At 62.1% G+C, this 16,047-nt stretch carries 7 protein-coding genes, 1 tRNA gene and 2 pseudogenes; 9 read left to right on the forward strand and 1 reads right to left on the reverse strand.

The features are described 5' to 3' along the window. Nucleotides 1–22: 22 nt before the first annotated feature. The 8 genes and pseudogenes from N5C25_RS01485 to N5C25_RS01520 form a co-directional block, all read left to right on the forward strand. Nucleotides 23–2,998 (forward strand): TonB-dependent receptor, encoded by a 2,976-nt coding sequence (locus N5C25_RS01485; protein WP_279936198.1) that lies wholly within the window; start codon nucleotides 23–25, stop codon nucleotides 2,996–2,998. Between the two features lie 65 nt (nucleotides 2,999–3,063). Beyond that, complete coding sequence (locus tag N5C25_RS01490; RefSeq protein WP_279936199.1) at nucleotides 3,064–4,419, forward strand: Gfo/Idh/MocA family oxidoreductase; 1,356 nt, start codon at nucleotides 3,064–3,066, stop codon at nucleotides 4,417–4,419. A 315-nt stretch (nucleotides 4,420–4,734) separates the two neighbouring features. Next, a complete protein-coding gene (locus tag N5C25_RS01495; RefSeq protein ID WP_279936200.1) occupies nucleotides 4,735–9,423 on the forward strand; it encodes an RHS repeat-associated core domain-containing protein in 4,689 nt (1,562 codons plus the stop codon). A 56-nt stretch (nucleotides 9,424–9,479) separates the two neighbouring features. Then, complete coding sequence (locus tag N5C25_RS01500) at nucleotides 9,480–9,818, forward strand: hypothetical protein (protein ID WP_049451185.1); 339 nt, start codon at nucleotides 9,480–9,482, stop codon at nucleotides 9,816–9,818. Nucleotides 9,819–9,982: 164 nt separating this feature from the next. Beyond that, nucleotides 9,983–11,852: pseudogene (locus N5C25_RS01505) on the forward strand (RHS repeat-associated core domain-containing protein); the annotation flags it as partial. Between the two features lie 152 nt (nucleotides 11,853–12,004). Then, complete coding sequence (locus N5C25_RS01510; RefSeq protein WP_239667442.1) at nucleotides 12,005–12,334, forward strand: hypothetical protein; 330 nt, start codon at nucleotides 12,005–12,007, stop codon at nucleotides 12,332–12,334. Nucleotides 12,335–13,802: 1,468 nt separating this feature from the next. Beyond that, on the forward strand, nucleotides 13,803–14,138 hold the full coding sequence (locus N5C25_RS01515) for a hypothetical protein (RefSeq protein ID WP_152904907.1): 336 nt from the start codon (nucleotides 13,803–13,805) through the stop codon (nucleotides 14,136–14,138). Nucleotides 14,139–14,213: 75 nt separating this feature from the next. Further along, nucleotides 14,214–14,672 (forward strand): annotated as a pseudogene (locus N5C25_RS01520) (RHS repeat protein); the annotation flags it as partial. Between the two features lie 122 nt (nucleotides 14,673–14,794). On the opposite strand, the gene N5C25_RS01525 reads toward N5C25_RS01520, so the two are convergent. Further along, nucleotides 14,795–14,871 (reverse strand) — tRNA-Arg (locus N5C25_RS01525). A gap of 149 nt (nucleotides 14,872–15,020) precedes the next feature. Between N5C25_RS01525 and ubiA the strand changes: the two genes are divergently transcribed. Beyond that, complete coding sequence (ubiA, locus tag N5C25_RS01530; protein WP_021201974.1) at nucleotides 15,021–15,914, forward strand: 4-hydroxybenzoate octaprenyltransferase; 894 nt, start codon at nucleotides 15,021–15,023, stop codon at nucleotides 15,912–15,914. The last annotated feature ends 133 nt before the right edge of the window (nucleotides 15,915–16,047 follow it).

The following is a 16,047-nucleotide window of genomic DNA, read 5'->3' on the forward strand; positions in this document are numbered from 1 at the left end:
CCCCTGCCAGGAGAGAACCCCGATGTTGCCCGTCCGCCACCACCGCCCCCCCTGTCGCTCGATCGCTCCGCTGACGCTGGCCATCGCCGGCGCGCTGTTCTCGATTGCCGCTCCCGCCGTTGCCCAGGAGAGCAAGGACAAAGCCACCGACCTGGCCCGCATCGAGGTCACCGGTTCCAACATCCGCCGCACCGACGTTGAAACCGCCTCGCCGGTGCAGGTAATCAGCAAGCAGGACATCCAGAACATGGGTGCGCGCACGCTGTTGCAGGTGCTCGACAATCTACCTGCCGCACGTCCGGCGCAGCAGGATGCGCGTTCGTTGTTCACCGGTTCCGACGGTGCCTCGCAGGCCAACCTGCGCGGCCTCGGTGCCCAGGGAACGCTGGTGCTGCTGAATGGTCGTCGCCTGTCGTACTACGGTGCACCGGCCGGCTTCCAGACCCAGTTCGTCAACATCGACGCGATCCCGGCTGCGGCCATCGAACGCATGGAAGTGCTGACCGACGGCGCTTCGGCGGTGTACGGCACCGACGCGGTGGCCGGCGTGATCAACGTGATCACCAAGCGCAACTTCCAGGGCGCCGAGGTCAGCTTCACCAACGACACCTCCTCGCGCATCGACTCCTACGGCGAGCGCCAGGCCAGCATCACCGCCGGCTTCGGTGACCTGGCCGAGAACCGCTTCAACATCTACGGTGCGGTCAACATGTACCGCCGCGACGCGATTCCGCTGAGCGATTTCTACGACAAGCGGCCCGACCAGTACTACGTCAACAATCCGAACTACCTCAACAACCTGCGCCTGGGCGTGGGCAGCAAGCCGGGTGAATTCAATCCGGGCACTTACTTCGCCTTCGATCCGGTCACCGGCCGCCGCGTGCAGGAAGCCGCGCCGGGCTGCAAGAACGTGCTGACCAGTGAAGCGGCCGGTCCGCGTTGCGTCTGGGAAACCTGGATGAACAACGAGATCGATGCCGGCGCCAAGTCCGAGCGCAACACCGCCTACCTCAACGGCACCTTCCTGGTCGGTGACAACACCGAGATCTTCGCCGAGGCGACCTACACCGACATCGACCTGCGCGCCAACGGTGGCACGCCGCGCACCTACGGCACCACCACCGGCAACCCGACCAGCTGGTTCTCGCGCAATACCGGCAACACCGTCAACCAGTTCCTGTACCCGTTCCTGGGCCCGAACAACGAATACAACCACGCCAGCCCGCAGCTGAAGGCACTGATGGGCGGGGTGGTCGGCCTGAACTACCTGCTGCAGGATGCCGGCCCGAACTACTTCGGCCAGCGCAACACCGACAAGAGCTACCGCGTGCTGGCCGGTGCGCGTGGCAACCGCGGTGACTGGAACTGGGAAACCGCGTTCGCCAGCGCCGGTACCCACTCCACCACCTACCAGACGATCAACGTCAACACCAAGGGCTTCGAGAAGGCCTTCGGCCCGTACACGATCGATCCGGGTACCGGTCGGGTGATCATCTCCGACCACCCGGCGTACAAGTTCGGCGAGATCAGCGAAGCCAACGCCGCGCTGATCCGTGAAGCGTTCCCGACCTTCGACATCCAGTCGTGGACCCGCCTGCATACCCTGGACGGCAAGATCGAAGGACCGCTGTTCCAGCTGCCGGCCGGTGAGATGCGTGCCGCGTTTGGCTTCAACGCCAGCCGCGAGACCTTCTACACCCCGGGTAATGCGGATGCGGCCAACGGCCTGATCACCCAGCAGGGTGGCTCGTGGTTCGATGGCAAGCGCAACACCTATGCGCTGTTCGCCGAGACCGTGGCGCCGATCACCGACAAGCTGGAACTGGATGCGGCGGTGCGCGTGGACAAGTACCCGAACTTCAGTGCCAACGTGGCGCCGAAGATCGGCTTCAAGTACCAGGCCTTCGACCAGCTGATGCTGCGCGGCACCTATTCCACCGGCTTCCGCGCACCGAGCCTGGCCGAGTCCGGCAACGGCGGCGTGTTCGCACAGCTCGGTGGCTTCCGTGACGAGCTGCGCTGCGGCGAGACCAACGCCATCGCCAACCTGCTGCTGAAGTCGCAGCGGCCGGGTGACGTCGACCTCGGCAAGAACCTGCTGAACGTCGACTGCAGCCGCACCGTGGCGCGCATGACCCAGCCGAACAAGGACCTGAAGCCGGAAAAGGCCAAGATCGCCACCCTCGGCTTCGTATACGAGCCAGCAACCTGGCTGTCGGTGTCGGCCGACTACTGGTTCATCTACCGTGACAATGAAATCGTCGCGCCGGACTACCGCCGCATGGAAGACATCATTTCGATGTCGCGCTCGCCGATCACCGACAGCGACCGTGCCAATCTTGCCCAGTTGGCGGCGATGTGCGCCGACCCGGCCAGCGGCGTGAGCTGCCCGGCCACCCTGCCGGGCTACTCCGCCGGCAACGTGGCCAGCGTGGTTGGCCAGTACAAGAACCGCGGCAAGACGCTGATCGACGGCTTCGACATCGACGCGCGCAGCCGCTTCTCGCTGGGCGACTGGGGCAACCTGAACATCGGCCTGGCCGCCACCATCGCCAACCGCAACCGCTTCTACATGGACGCGGAGAACGGCTGGTACTACGGCGACGTGGTGGGCTACTACAACAACCCGCGCCTGCGTGCCACGCTCAATGCCGACTGGACCTACAAGCAGGTCACCACCAGCATGTTCGTCAACTACGTGGGCGGCACCAAGTGGGCCACCGACCAGATCGACGAAGAGAGCAACAACAAGGAAACCTGCACCGGCGGCTACCTGGCCCTGCAGAAGAGCAAGTGCGATGGTGCACCGTCGTGGTGGACCGCCAACATGAGCGTCACCTGGCGCCCGGATGACGCGTGGAACCTGAGCTTCACCGTCAAGAACCTGTTCAACCGCCTGCCGTTCTACGATCCGAACAGCTTCCTGGGTGACTCCAGTGACTACGCCACCATCTTCGGTCGTGGTTACAGTGTGACCATCGGCTACCGATTCAAGTAATTCCGTTTGCGTGACCCGGCGGGCCGGCTACGGCCGGCTCGCTGCCAAGAGGAGAGATGTCTGCCATGAAGCGTAGGGAATTCATCGCGGCCAGTGCCGCTGTCGCCGCCAGCAGCCTGCTGCCGCAGACCCCGGCATGGGCACGCGGGCGCAAGGTGCGCCTGGCCATGATCGGCACCGGGATGCGTGGGCTGGTGCTGCTGAAGGAGCTGGTGCGCCGCGACGATGTCGAGGTGGTCGCGTTGTGCGACATCGAGCCGATCATGCTCGGCCGCGCCATGGACATGGTGGCCAAGGCCGGCAAGCCGGCCCCGAAGACCTACGGCCAGGATCGCGACACCAATGCCTGGAAGCGCCTGCTGGATCAGAAGGGCATCGATGGCGTGATCATCGCCACGCCGTGGGAGTACCACGCGCCGATGGCGATTGCCGCGATGCAGGCCGGCGTGGCCGTGGGCTGCGAAGTAGTGGCCGGCATCACCCTGCAGGACCACTGGGACGTGTTGAAGACCCAGCTGAGCACCGGTACCCCGTACATGCTGCTGGAGAACGTCTGCTACCGCCGCGACGTGATGGCGGCGTTGCAGATGGTGCGCCAGGGCCTGTTCGGCGAGCTGGTGCATCTGCAGGCCGGCTACCAGCACGACCTGCGCGGCGTGAAGTTCAATTCTGGCGATCCCAACCAGCCGTACGACAGCGGCGTGGAGTTCGGTCCCAAGGGCTGGAGCGAAGCGCGCTGGCGCACCGAGCATTCGGTGGAGCGCAACGGCGAGCTGTACCCCAGCCACGGCATCGGCCCGTGCGCGATGTACACCGGCATCAACCGTGGCAACCGCTTCACCCACATCAATGCCTTCGCGACCAAGGCGCGTGGCCTGCACGAATACACCGTGGCCAAGAGTGGCGGCACCACCCACCCCAGCACCAAGGTGAAGTTCAAGCTCGGCGACATCGTGACCACCACGCTGGCCTGCGAGAATGGCGAGACCATCCTGCTGCAGCACGACACCTCGTTGCCGCGCCCGTACTCGATGGGCTTCCGCGTGCAGGGCACCAAGGGCCTGTGGATGGACGTGAACCATTCGATCCACATCGAAGGCCGCAGCCCGCCGCACCAGTGGGAAGAGTTCAAGAAGTACCAGGACGAGTACGAGCACCCGCTGTGGAAGCAGAACGCCGACACCGCCGCCAGCGCCGGCCACGGTGGCATGGACTGGTTCGTCATCCATGCCTTCGTGGAAGCGCTGAAGGCCAAGGCGCCGATGCCGATCGACATCTACGATGCGGTGACCTGGAGTGCGATCACGCCGCTGAGCGAGCAGTCGATCGCCAACGGTTTCCAGACGCTGGAGTTCCCGGACTTTACTGCTGGCGCGTGGAAGCAGCGCAAGCCGATCTTCGCGTTTGATGGCAGGTACTGAGGTTTATCCCTTCCCTGCTGTGACGGAAACGCCGGGCCATGCCCGGCGTTTCTGTTTCTGGAAGCATTCGCCTTGTAGAGCCGAGCCCACGCTCGGCTGCTTGTTCGGTCGGCCGCTCGCTTTATCAGAAAACTCTGAAATCCGACCCACTCCACAGTTTCTGACTTGAATGTGTAAACCACATCGGAGATGACGTCCTCCATGCGGTCAGGCCGCATTCCGGACCAGGGACGATCCGAAGCATGACGTGGCCAGGCATTAGCCCCATGTTCTCGTTCCCGCCGGAGCTGTGTTCGTCCAGGAAGGAGAACAGGGATGTTGAAGCGATTGAAGGATCTGTCGAGCGCAGTGCTGGCGATGGCCGCGCTGGGATGCATGGGCACCTCTGCGGTTCAGGCGCAGAAGGTGAAGAAGCAGTGGTTCGCGTTCGCGTCCGGCAACCAGCCCCGCGCGACGGAGAAGCTGGTACAAAAGGACATTGAAACCCGCTTTGCCGCCCATCAGGCCTATGGCCCCTTCAGCTGGGAGATGCGGGGGACCACTACCCTGACCGACAAGATCATCTATGACTACGCGATCAAGCCCGCGAAGCTGATCAAGACCGATTGGACATACCGCTTCGACAGCCAGGCGCATGGCTCCGAGGAGGCGCTGTTCGAGGCGCTCAGGCTGACGGTGCCCAAGGAGCCCGCCTGCCCGGCGCCGCAGGTTTCGATGACGCAGGCATGGACGGGGATCCCTGGCGGTGGCGCAGGTGCCGGCGCCGATGGCAGCAATGTGGGTGAGCGGGGCGTGGCCACCGTTTCCTACCACTCCTTCAACGCAGGCAGTGCAACCTGCGAGCCGATGACAGCGCCACGTCCTGTCCAGCGGACACGCGAAGTGAAGTGCCCCAATACCAGCAGCACCATCATGAAGTGGCGTGAAGATCTTCAGATGTGCGGCATGCCCCCGGCGCTTGAGACGGGGACGGCGGCGATGACCCGTCGATATTACAGCACGATGATCGCGCAACAGTGTGATGCACCTGGAAATCCATGCGACCCGACAACTGGCGACAAGACCCAGCCCGAACCCGATTTCGATCTGGGCTGGATCAGCTTCCGCCGTCACTACCACTCGTTGACCAGCACGCCTGGAGCCGCCTTGGGCACGGGTTGGACGCACTCGCACAACCTGCGGTTGACGGTCGGTGTGGACAGCACCACGTTCCCACCGGGCACCGAGGTGAAGGTCGGTCGGATCGGTCAGGACGGCACGCACCTCGCTTTCCCCAAGCGCGGCGCCTACTACGAAGCCAATGACGGCAGCGGCGAGCGGGTAACGCAGCAAGGTTCCAACTGGCTGCTCTCACGCGCCGGGGAGCGCATCCTGTTCAGTTCCACCGGTCTGATGCAGCGTCGCGATTTCGAGGACGGAACGTCGCTGACCTATGCACACGACAGCCGTGGCCGCCTGCTCAGCATCACCCATTCCACCGGGCGGCGTCTGGATATTCAGTATCTCCTGCCAGGTGACGACTCGCTGATCTCCGCTGTGATGGTCGCCGGCCAGCCTGTGGTGAACTACGCCTATTCACCGGCCGGCGAACTGATCCGTGCGACCTACGCAGACGGCGCCAGTCGTACGTACCACTATGAGGACGCCCGCTTCCCGGGTTACCTGACTGGCATTACCGCCGAAGACAACCAGCGCTACAGCTGGTACGGCTATGACGCGCAAGGGCGGGTCACCTGCAGCCGCCATTCCGGTGACTGCAGCCAAGCCGACGTGGGCATCGATGGCGTGCGCCTGGAGTACACCCCGGCAGGCACCACCATCGTCACCGACGCGCTGGGCAAGCAGAGTACGTACGCATTGACCGCCAGCGGTACCAGCGGCCTTCCGCGCAAGGTCAATGGCATCACCGAAAGCAACGGCAGCATCACTCGCGCCTATCTGCCCGAGGGCACCGATTTCCGGCGTCGGCTGCAGTCGGTGACCGATCGCCGTGGTGTCGTCACCAGCTACGTCTATGCCGAGGCCAGCGATGCTGCCGTAGGCGCCGTCAGCGTGACCACCACCACCGAAGCGGCCGGTACTCCGGATCAGCGCGTCAGCGAAACGCGCGTGGCCATGGACAGCAATCGGCTGGTGCAGCAGACCGTCGGTAACCGTGAGATCCGCATCGCACGCAATGCACGCCTCCAGCCGACCACCATCACCGTACGCGACAGGGTGACCGGTGATACCCGCATCACCACGCAGACCTACTGTGAGGCCGAAGGGCCGGAGTGCCCGCTGGTGGGACTGCTGCGTAGCGTGGATGGCCCACGCAGTGATGTGGCGGATGTCTCCACCTATGCCTACTACACCGCGGACGACGCGGGATGCGCGACCAGTGGTGCCTGCAGTTATCGCAAGGGCGACCTGCGCAGCGTGACCAATGCGCTGGGCCAGACGGTCGAGACCTTGGCCTACGACGCGTTCGGGCGGCCGTTGTCGGTCAAGGATGCCAACGGCGTGGTCACCGATTACACCTACCATGCGCGCGGCTGGCCGACCTCGGTCACCGTGCGCGGTGCCACCACAGCCGAGGATCGGGCGACCCAGATCAGCTACTGGCCGACCGGCCAGGTGCAACAGGTCACCGAGCCTGACGGCAGCAGCGTTACCTATGTCTACGACGCCGCCCAGCGGCTGACGGACATCGCCGACAGCGCTGGCAACACCATCCACTACACGCTGGACAACGCCGGCAATCGCCTCAAGGAAGACACGCTGGATGCAGGCGGCACCCTGCGCCGCACCCTGGCACGGACGTTCAACACGCTCGGCCAGCTGACCGCATTGAAGGACGCAGGCAACCATGCTACCGGCTTTGCCTACGATGCCAACGGCAACCCGCAGACGGTCACCGACGCCCTGCAGCGCGTGACCAGCCAGCAGTACGACCCGCTGAACCGCCTGGCCCAGACCCTGCAGGACGTCGGCGGCGTTGCGGCGGAGATCCGCAGCCAGTACAACGCGCTGGACCAGGTCACCCAGGTTACCGACCCGAAGGGTCTGCATACGACCTATGCTTACAACGGGTTCGGTGACCTGACCGGGCAAGTCAGCCCGGACAGTGGCGCCAGCAGCTTCACCGTGGATGCCGCCGGCAATCGCAAGACGGCCACCGATGCACGCGGCGTCACCGCCACCTATCACTACGATGCACTCAACCGCCTGATCGGCATTGCCTATCCGGACCCCAATCTGGACGTGGGCTACAGCTATGACGTGGCGCCGGCCGCCTGTGCCGCCGACGAGCGCTTCGCCAAGGGCCGCCTGGGGCAGGTGCTGCACGCCAATGCCAGCACCCAGTACTGCCATGACCGCTTCGGCCAGGTCACCCGCAAGGTGCAGACCGTCAACGGTGTCGCCAGCACGCTGCGCTATGCCTACAGCAAGTCGGGTCGCCTGACTGCGTTGACCTACCCCGACGGCAGCGTGGCCGACTACGTGCGCGATACCCAGGGCCGCATCAGCCAGATCGGCCTGACCCGCCCCGGCCAGGCGCGCCAGATCGTGGTGAACAACGTGACCTACGCGGCCTTCGGCCCGGCCACCGGCTGGGCCTATGGCAATGGTCGCCAGCTGCAGCGCCCGTTGGATCTGGATCATCGCCCGCAGGCGGTGCACGACCCGGCTGCAGGCGGCCTGTCGCTGGGCTACGGCTACGACCCGGTCGGTTCAATTACCGAGCTGAAGAACGGCGCAGGCTCGTCGGTGCTGGCCAAGTACGCCTACGACACGCTGGGTCGCCTGACCCAGACCCAGGACGGCACGACCGGCACCCCGATTGAAACCTATGCCTATGACGCCACCGGTAATCGCACCGCGCTGACTACCTCAGCAGGCGCCGCCAGCTACACCTATCCCGCAACCAGCCACCGGCTGACCGCCGTGGATGGCGAGGCGCGCAACCATGACGCGGTGGGCAACACCACCAGCATCGGCGGCAAAACGTTCACCTACAACGATGCCAACCGCATGAACGCAGTGAAGCAGGGCGATGCTGTACTGGAAAGCTACGCCTACAACCATCGCGGTGAGCGCGTGCTGCGTACCCCGGCCAGTGGCGCGGCTCAGATCACCCTGTATGACGAAGCAGGGCAGTGGCTGGGCAATTACTCGGCCACGGGCCAGGCGCAACAGCAGGCCATCTGGCTGGACAACTACCCGGTGGCGTTGATCAACATGCCGGCCACCGGCGTGCCGGAACTGGCCTACGTGCAGCCGGATCACCTGGGCACACCGCGCGTGGTGATCGATCCGGTGCGTGATGTCGCGATCTGGGAGTGGAGCAACAAGAGCGAAGTGTTCGGCAACCAGATTCCAAGTGCCGACCCGGATGGCGATGGTGTGGCATTCGAGCTGGCACTGCGCTTCCCGGGTCAGCAGGCGACGGCTGCGAGTGGGTTGTTCTACAACTACCAGCGCGAGTATGACCCGGCGGTGGGGCGGTACTCGCAGAGTGATCCGATTGGGTTGGACGGGGGCATTAATACCTATGCCTATGCAGAAGGAGATCCGCTGAGCTATGTTGACCCTTTGGGGCTTCAAAGCGTTGGCCCCACTGGTGCTTACATAGGAGGGGAGCCTTGGGCTTCAGACGCGTGCATGGATGCTGCGATTCTGGATTCTGCGTTGAATTTGACACCCGGCGTCGGGACGCTCAAAGCCTTCACTGAAGGCGCCAGCTCTCTGGATTCGATGTCCGCAGTGATGAGCACGACGGCTGCCGCAACTGAAGTGCACACGCAAAGGGCGGATGCGGCCTCAAATGCGAGGATTCAGGAGCTTAATCGCTGGGGGAGAAATCGCAAGGAGCAAGCTTCGCTGAGGACAGCTATCCAGGCCAACAAGGGTCTAAACCAACTCTTGCGTGTGGTTGGTCGAAATTTGGGATTGTTGAGTGTGGGCGTTGAGACCATAAAATTCTCTCAAGCAGCTGAGGAGTGCATGTGCAAAGCGAAATAATTAGAGATACAAGGCGTAGATTGACAGCGTGCTTTACTGTCGCTTCGCTTAACTTCATGGTTCTGATGATCCCGAGGCTTGCGGGCGGCGAGATATACCTATTGGTAACTTCTGGGATTCTTCTTAATTTGATCTCGGCTTGGCGTTTGCTGCGCGGTGTGAAGCCAATGATGAATGAGGTCGAGCACCTGAGTGATGTGGCCCTTTCCAAGCGCTGGACAATGGTGATCGGATTTCTAGGGACGGTGGCCGTACTCTTTTCGGGATTCCAGGGTCTTCTTGATAGGCAGGTTGTTCCATTTCTTGTCTGCGGCTATTTATTCCTTCTTGTCGTTCCCGCCAAGATCATGAATCTGGCTGTTGCGAGGCGGATGGAGGACCAAGGCGGGAGGTGAATAAGTCAAAGCAGGCGGTGATCCTGTGGGATTATATGAATGCAATGCCTTGCCGGAATGCTCCTTCAGGGGTTGGAAGAATAGAACGGCTTGAGAGAATCGCCGTTCATGCGTCGGCCCGCATGAAGGTAACCGTCTCCCCGCGGCTGATGACCAGCGAGCAGTACGATCCGCTGAACCGCCTGATCGGCATCGCCTATCCGGACCTCAATCTGGATGTGGGCTACAGCTATGATGTGGCGCCGGCTGCCTGTGCCGCCGACGAGCGCTTTGCCAAGGGGCGCCTCGGGCAGGTGCTGCACGCCAATGGCAGCACCCAGTACTGCCATGACCGTTTCGGCCAGGTCACCGGCAAGGTGCAGACCGTCAATGGTGTGGCCAGCACACTGCGCTATGCCTACAGCAAGTCGGGTCGCCTGACTGCGTTGACCTACCCCGACGGCAGTGTGGCCGACTATGTACGCGATAGCCAGGGGCGCGTCAGCCAGATCGGCCTGACCCGGCCCGGCCAGGCACGCCAGATCGTGGTGAACAACGTGACCTACGCGGCCTTCGGCCCGGCCACCGGCTGGGCCTATGGCAACGGCCGCCAGCTGCGGCGTCCGCTGGACTTGGACTATCGCCCGCAGGCGGTGCACGACCCGGCTGCGGGCGGCCTGCCATTGGGCTACGGCTACGACCCGGTCGGTTCGATCACCGAGCTGAAGAACGGCGCGGGCTCGACGGTGCAGGCCAAGTACGCCTACGACACGCTGGGCCGCCTGACCCAGACCCAGGACGGTACGACGGGCACGCCGATCGAAACCTATGCCTATGACGCCACCGGCAATCGCACCGCGCTGACCACCTCGGCAAGCACCGCCAACTACACCTATCCCGCAACCAGCCACCGGCTGACCGCAGTGGATGGCGAGGCGCGCAACCATGACGCGGTGGGCAATACCACCAGTATCGGCAGCAAGACGTTCACCTACAGCGATGCCAATCGCATGAACGCGGTGAAGCAGGGTAACGCCCCACTGGAGAGCTACGGTTACAACCACCGCGGCGAGCGCGTGCTGCGTACCCCGGCCGGTGGCGCAGCGCAGATCACGTTGTACGACGAGGCTGGGCAGTGGCTGGGCAACTACTCGGCCACGGGCCAGGCGCAGCAGCAGGCCATCTGGCTGGACAACTACCCGGTGGCGCTGATCAATGTGCCGAGTACCGGCGTGCCGGAACTGGCCTACGTCCAGCCGGATCACCTAGGTACGCCGCGCGTGGTGATCGATCCGGTACGGGGTGATCGATCCGGTACGGAATGTCTCGATCTGGGAGTGGAGCAACAAGAGCGAGGTGTTCGGCAACCAGATTCCGAGTGCCGATCCGGACGGCGATGGCGTGGCGTTTGAACTGGCGCTGCGATTCCCGGGCCAGCAGGCGACGGATGCGAGTGGGTTGTTCTACAACTACCAGCGGGAATACGACCCGGCGGTGGGCCGTTATTCGCAGAGTGATCCGATTGGGTTGGATGGGGGAGTGTCCACCTTCTCCTATGTATCAGCTGATCCAGTGCGGGCAGCTGATCCGCTCGGACTGCTGGCCAATTGCACTTGTGTGGACGGCGGAGTTCAGATCGACATCCCTATTCGTTTCGGTGGTGAGGGAGCTACTCCTGAGACTCTGAGTAAAATAATAAATGCAATTGAATCGACCTGGTCTGCGCCCGGATTTACAGTCACTGTTAGCCAGCCGGAGAAAGGGCGGTTAAACCGTGTTGAGGTTCCGCTGGGGAAGGGGGTATCGACTGTAACCGGAGGCAGTGTCGGTAAATGGTATGCAGGAAACACTGAGTGGACAGCTGCGCACGAGGCAGAGCATTTGATGAAATTCAAGTACGATGGTCGTTTTGATATGTACGATGTGGTGTCACAGGCGCCCTCTCGTTCTACTAAGCCCGTTCCGGGGTGGGAGGGGAACATCATGGCAGAGCATCTGGGCGTTCCAGACGCTAGGGTTCGGGACGCTATCAAGAAGAGATTGAGGTGCAAATGATAGGGAATCTACGCGTGGCTGCGCTCCTTCTTCCATTGCTAGGAGGCTGTAGCACTAGTCAGTTCAAACACGCTGAATGGAGTTCAGATTGGGTGGATGTTTCATCGGATGAGATCATTCCTGGGAACTCCACGACACTTCGGAGTGATCGCTTGGCCACCTTGAATCCGCAGAGTGAAAATTCGATTGCTCAGTGGATGCTCGCTCAAAACTTGAGCATCGTTCACGCATCGGATGCTGCTGAGAAATTCGCGCCTCTACAGTTGAATGGGTTAGTGCCGGCAGAGGGGGAGACTATTTATCTCGTCAGAGCGGCCTCGGATGCAGGAGGCGGAAATTTTGTCGGCTACGTAAATGACAGTGGGATTCTCATCTTGTATGGGGTAATGGGAAGTTGTGGGGAGCAGGTGCATCGAGTGGTTGCTGTGAGCTTGAATAAGAAGCCTGCCAAGATCTTCGGAGGGTGCTCAGGGGCGCTCTGAAGATTTGTTATGTGAAGTGGGTTTGAGGCGGGAAGAGGAAATTGGGAATTTCATTTGCGAGCGCATGGAGAGTGCAGATTATTGATTCAAGCCGGAAGGAGGGGGGATTCCACCTGTCCCTCTGGCGGCGGGTAATGGTAAATAATCAGCGCAAATCGGGGCTGTGCAGGGGTTGTCTCGATGCAGGAGATCTATTCTTGCGCTCGTTATCCCTCTCATCCGTCTGCGTGCTCGCCCTTGGCGGATGCGAGAATGACCGTTTAGGAGAGCTGCAGCTGAAGCCCATTTATGCGGATCTGAGTAGTTCGTACTACGGTGGGATGTGCGAGGGTGAAGTGGGGCCAGGCACGAGCGCCGAGAGTGTTCGTGCGATGCGCATTAGTACGGTCGCTGGTGATTGTGCAGTGCTCTACTTGGATGGAGTAGATTGGGCTGGTGAACTCGTGATCTATGAAGCGGAGACTGGAAATCTCCCTGAATGTTCCGCGTTGGTACGGAAGCTCGAGGTCAGACGAGCAAGTGCGGCCGTTCTCGCCAGAGCGAGAGAAATGTGTAAGTAGTGATTTTCAGCTGTTTCCAGTTTTACCGTAAGTATGTGGGTGCCAACCGCATGAGCGCGGTGAAACAAGGAAATACTGTACTGGAAAGCTACGCCTACAACCATCGCGGCGAGCGCGTGCTGCGCACCCCGACCGGTGGCACGGCACAGATCACCCTGTATGACGAGGCGGGGCAGTGGCTGGGCAACTACTCGGCCAGTGTGGCTGACTACGTGCGCGATACCCAGGGGCGCACAAGTGGCGACGTCATGAGGGGTGGCTTTCCATCGAATCCCACCGTTGCGCAGGTCCATTCAATAGGGTGTCAGTGTCTAACTCCATATTATTCAGATCTCTCGCATCCTCTGCTATCTAATTCCGAGACGGGTCCTCTTGATCTGATTGATCTGGTTCGAGACTCCATAACAAACTGGCGGTCGCGGAGGTAGCTGAATGATTCTGCGAGCATTCGGAGTAGTGGTTGGGCTTGTTACCATAGCGTTTGGCCTGGCAGTAATCGGCGGCGCATTGGTTGGGACTGGGCCTTGCCGAGTGAACTGTGATCTATACATGTCGATTATTCGACTTGTAGGGCAGGAGCATTACAATAAAATGATTGGGGTGGCGTGGATCATCGGTGGCGCCATGTTTATTGTTGCTTCGATGCTGATTGGGAAGAGAAAAACTCCCCTTCGCCGAGGCGGAAAGAAGGCGCGGTTGTAAGGGATTCAAGTAGGCTGGAGTCAGCATCGTTCAGTGCGAATGAATTGAAAGTCGTTCGACTGCTCTTCTGCTCGTGGCTTAGCTGCAGAGCGGGGTAAGGATGAGAGTTGTTCTGCCTTCGGCAACTGGCTGCAGTCTGGAACGCAAAGTAGCCATGATGTCGAGCGACTGATGACCTCGGTAAAGCAGTCCGCTACCCTGTCACGATGGAACTCGACAAGGAAGTTCTTCGAATGTCATTGGAATCAGTTTTCGAAGCCCTTTGCATGCTTGCTATCGCAACGTTGTTGATGGCATTCGTTGCGCGAATTTTTCTGGTTTGGGAGTTAAAGAAAAATTCGCCTGAACTGTGGGATTCCCTTGGCAGGCCTGCGATCCTGGAGCGAGATCATTTCTTGACCAAGTACCCGATCTGCGGATGGAAGCGGGTGTGCAACGGCGCATCAGGAGCGCGCAGGTTGTTACTCTTGGCGTTCTGGGCCTCGTCCCTTGTATATCTTATATTGCTGATTCCCTTGGTCGTGATCTGGGTTATGCAGTGATCAAACCCTCCTCCATTGGTCTGAAATCATTGCCTTAAGCTCTGTCCACCTGACCACGTACGCCCAGCCCAGCCCAGCCCGGACGGCACGACCGGCACGCCGATCGAAACCTAGGCGTATGACGCCACCTGCAATTGCACCGCACTGACCCGCTCGGCAGGCACCGCCAGCTAGACCTATCCGGCGACCAGCCATCGGCTGACGGCGGTGGACGGAGAAGCGCGCAACCATGACACGGCAGGCAACACCACCAGCATCGGCAGCAAGGTGTTCACCTACAACGATGCCAACCGCATGAGCGCGGTGAGGCAGGGCAATGCCGTGGTGGAAAGTTACGCCTACAACCACCGTGGTGAGCGCCCGCTGCGCACCCCGGTGGGTGGCGCGACTCAGACCACTCTGTATGACGAAGCAGGGCAGTGCCTTGGCGACTACTCGACCACGAGTTAGGCGCAGCAGCGGGCGATCTGGCTGGACAACTACCCGGTAGCGCTGATCAATCTACCGGGTACCGGCGTGCCGGAACTGACCTACGCCCCGGCGGATCATCGGGCAGGCAGCGCGCGGAACGTCGATGGAGGATCGGGAAGCCGAATGAATCCACGACCAGCGCACCATACCGTGGTGACGGGTGATGGCAGAAGACAGAGGGAAGATGGCGCGCCCGGAGGGATTCGAACCCCCGACCAATGGCTTCGGAAGCCACTACTCTATCCGGCTGAGCTACGGGCGCGTTGTAGAACCGCCGCACCACCGACCAGTGCCGGGGCGGGCATCGCAGCGCCATGAGGCGGTGCGGGACCGGCATTCTATCCAGTTTCGCCGAACAAATCTCCCCCCACGGGCAAAGCCCTGCCGGAGGCGCAGGAGTATCCTATCGCCATGGCTGATACCCCCCTCATTTCGCCGCAGTCGCCGGCGACGCCGCGTTGGCGGCATTACTGGAGTCTGATGCGCGCTGATCGCCCGATCGGCACGCTGCTGCTGCTGTGGCCCACCTGGTGGGCGCTGTGGCTGGCCGCAGGCGGCCTGCCGCCGCTGTGGACCCTGTTCGTGTTCACCGCCGGCGTGTGGCTGACCCGCTCGGCCGGCTGCGTCATCAACGACTACGCCGACCGCTGGCTGGACCCGCACGTGGAGCGCACCAAGTCCCGCCCGCTTGCGACCGGCGCAATCAGTGGCCGCGCCGCGCTGGCGCTGTTCGCGGTGCTGATGCTGGTTGCGTTCGGCCTGGTGCTGACCCTGAACGGGTTGACCATCGGCCTCAGCTTCATCGGTGTGTTCCTGGCCGCCAGCTATCCGTACCTGAAGCGCTACACCCACCTGCCGCAGGTCTACCTGGGCATGTCGTTCGGCTGGGGTATCCCGATGGCGTTCGCCGCCGTGCAGGGCGAGGTGCCGATGCTGGGCTGGCTGCTGTATGCCGGCAACATCCTGTGGTCCACCGCCTACGACACCTGGTACGCCATGGTCGATCGCGAGGACGACCTGAAGATGGGCTCGCACTCCACCGCGATCCTGTTCGGTGATCTCGATCTGGTCATCCAGGGCGTGCTGTACGCGCTGTTCCTGGCCACCATGGCGCTGGTTGGCGTGCGCGGCGGGCTGGGCGGCTACTACCTGGCCGGTGTGGCCGTGGCCACGGTGCTGGTGGTGTACGAGTTCTGGATCTGCCGCAACCGCGAACGCGGTCCATGCTTCAAGGCGTTCCTGCACAACAACTGGGTGGGTGCCGCGCTGTTCGCCGGCATCGCCGTGGACCTGGCGCTGCGTTGAACCTACGGTGGGGTAGAGCCGGCCGCTGGCCGGCTGCACCCGTGTGTGATCCCGAGGTTGCCGGCCAGCGGCCGGCACTACCGTCCTCGGCCAGCTCTACGACGATTCCCGGGCATGGTAGAGCCGGCCGCTG

Origin of the sequence: Stenotrophomonas sp. GD03958, assembly GCF_029839005.1 — a bacterium.
GTDB classification, from domain to species: Bacteria; Pseudomonadota; Gammaproteobacteria; order Xanthomonadales; family Xanthomonadaceae; genus Stenotrophomonas; species Stenotrophomonas hibiscicola.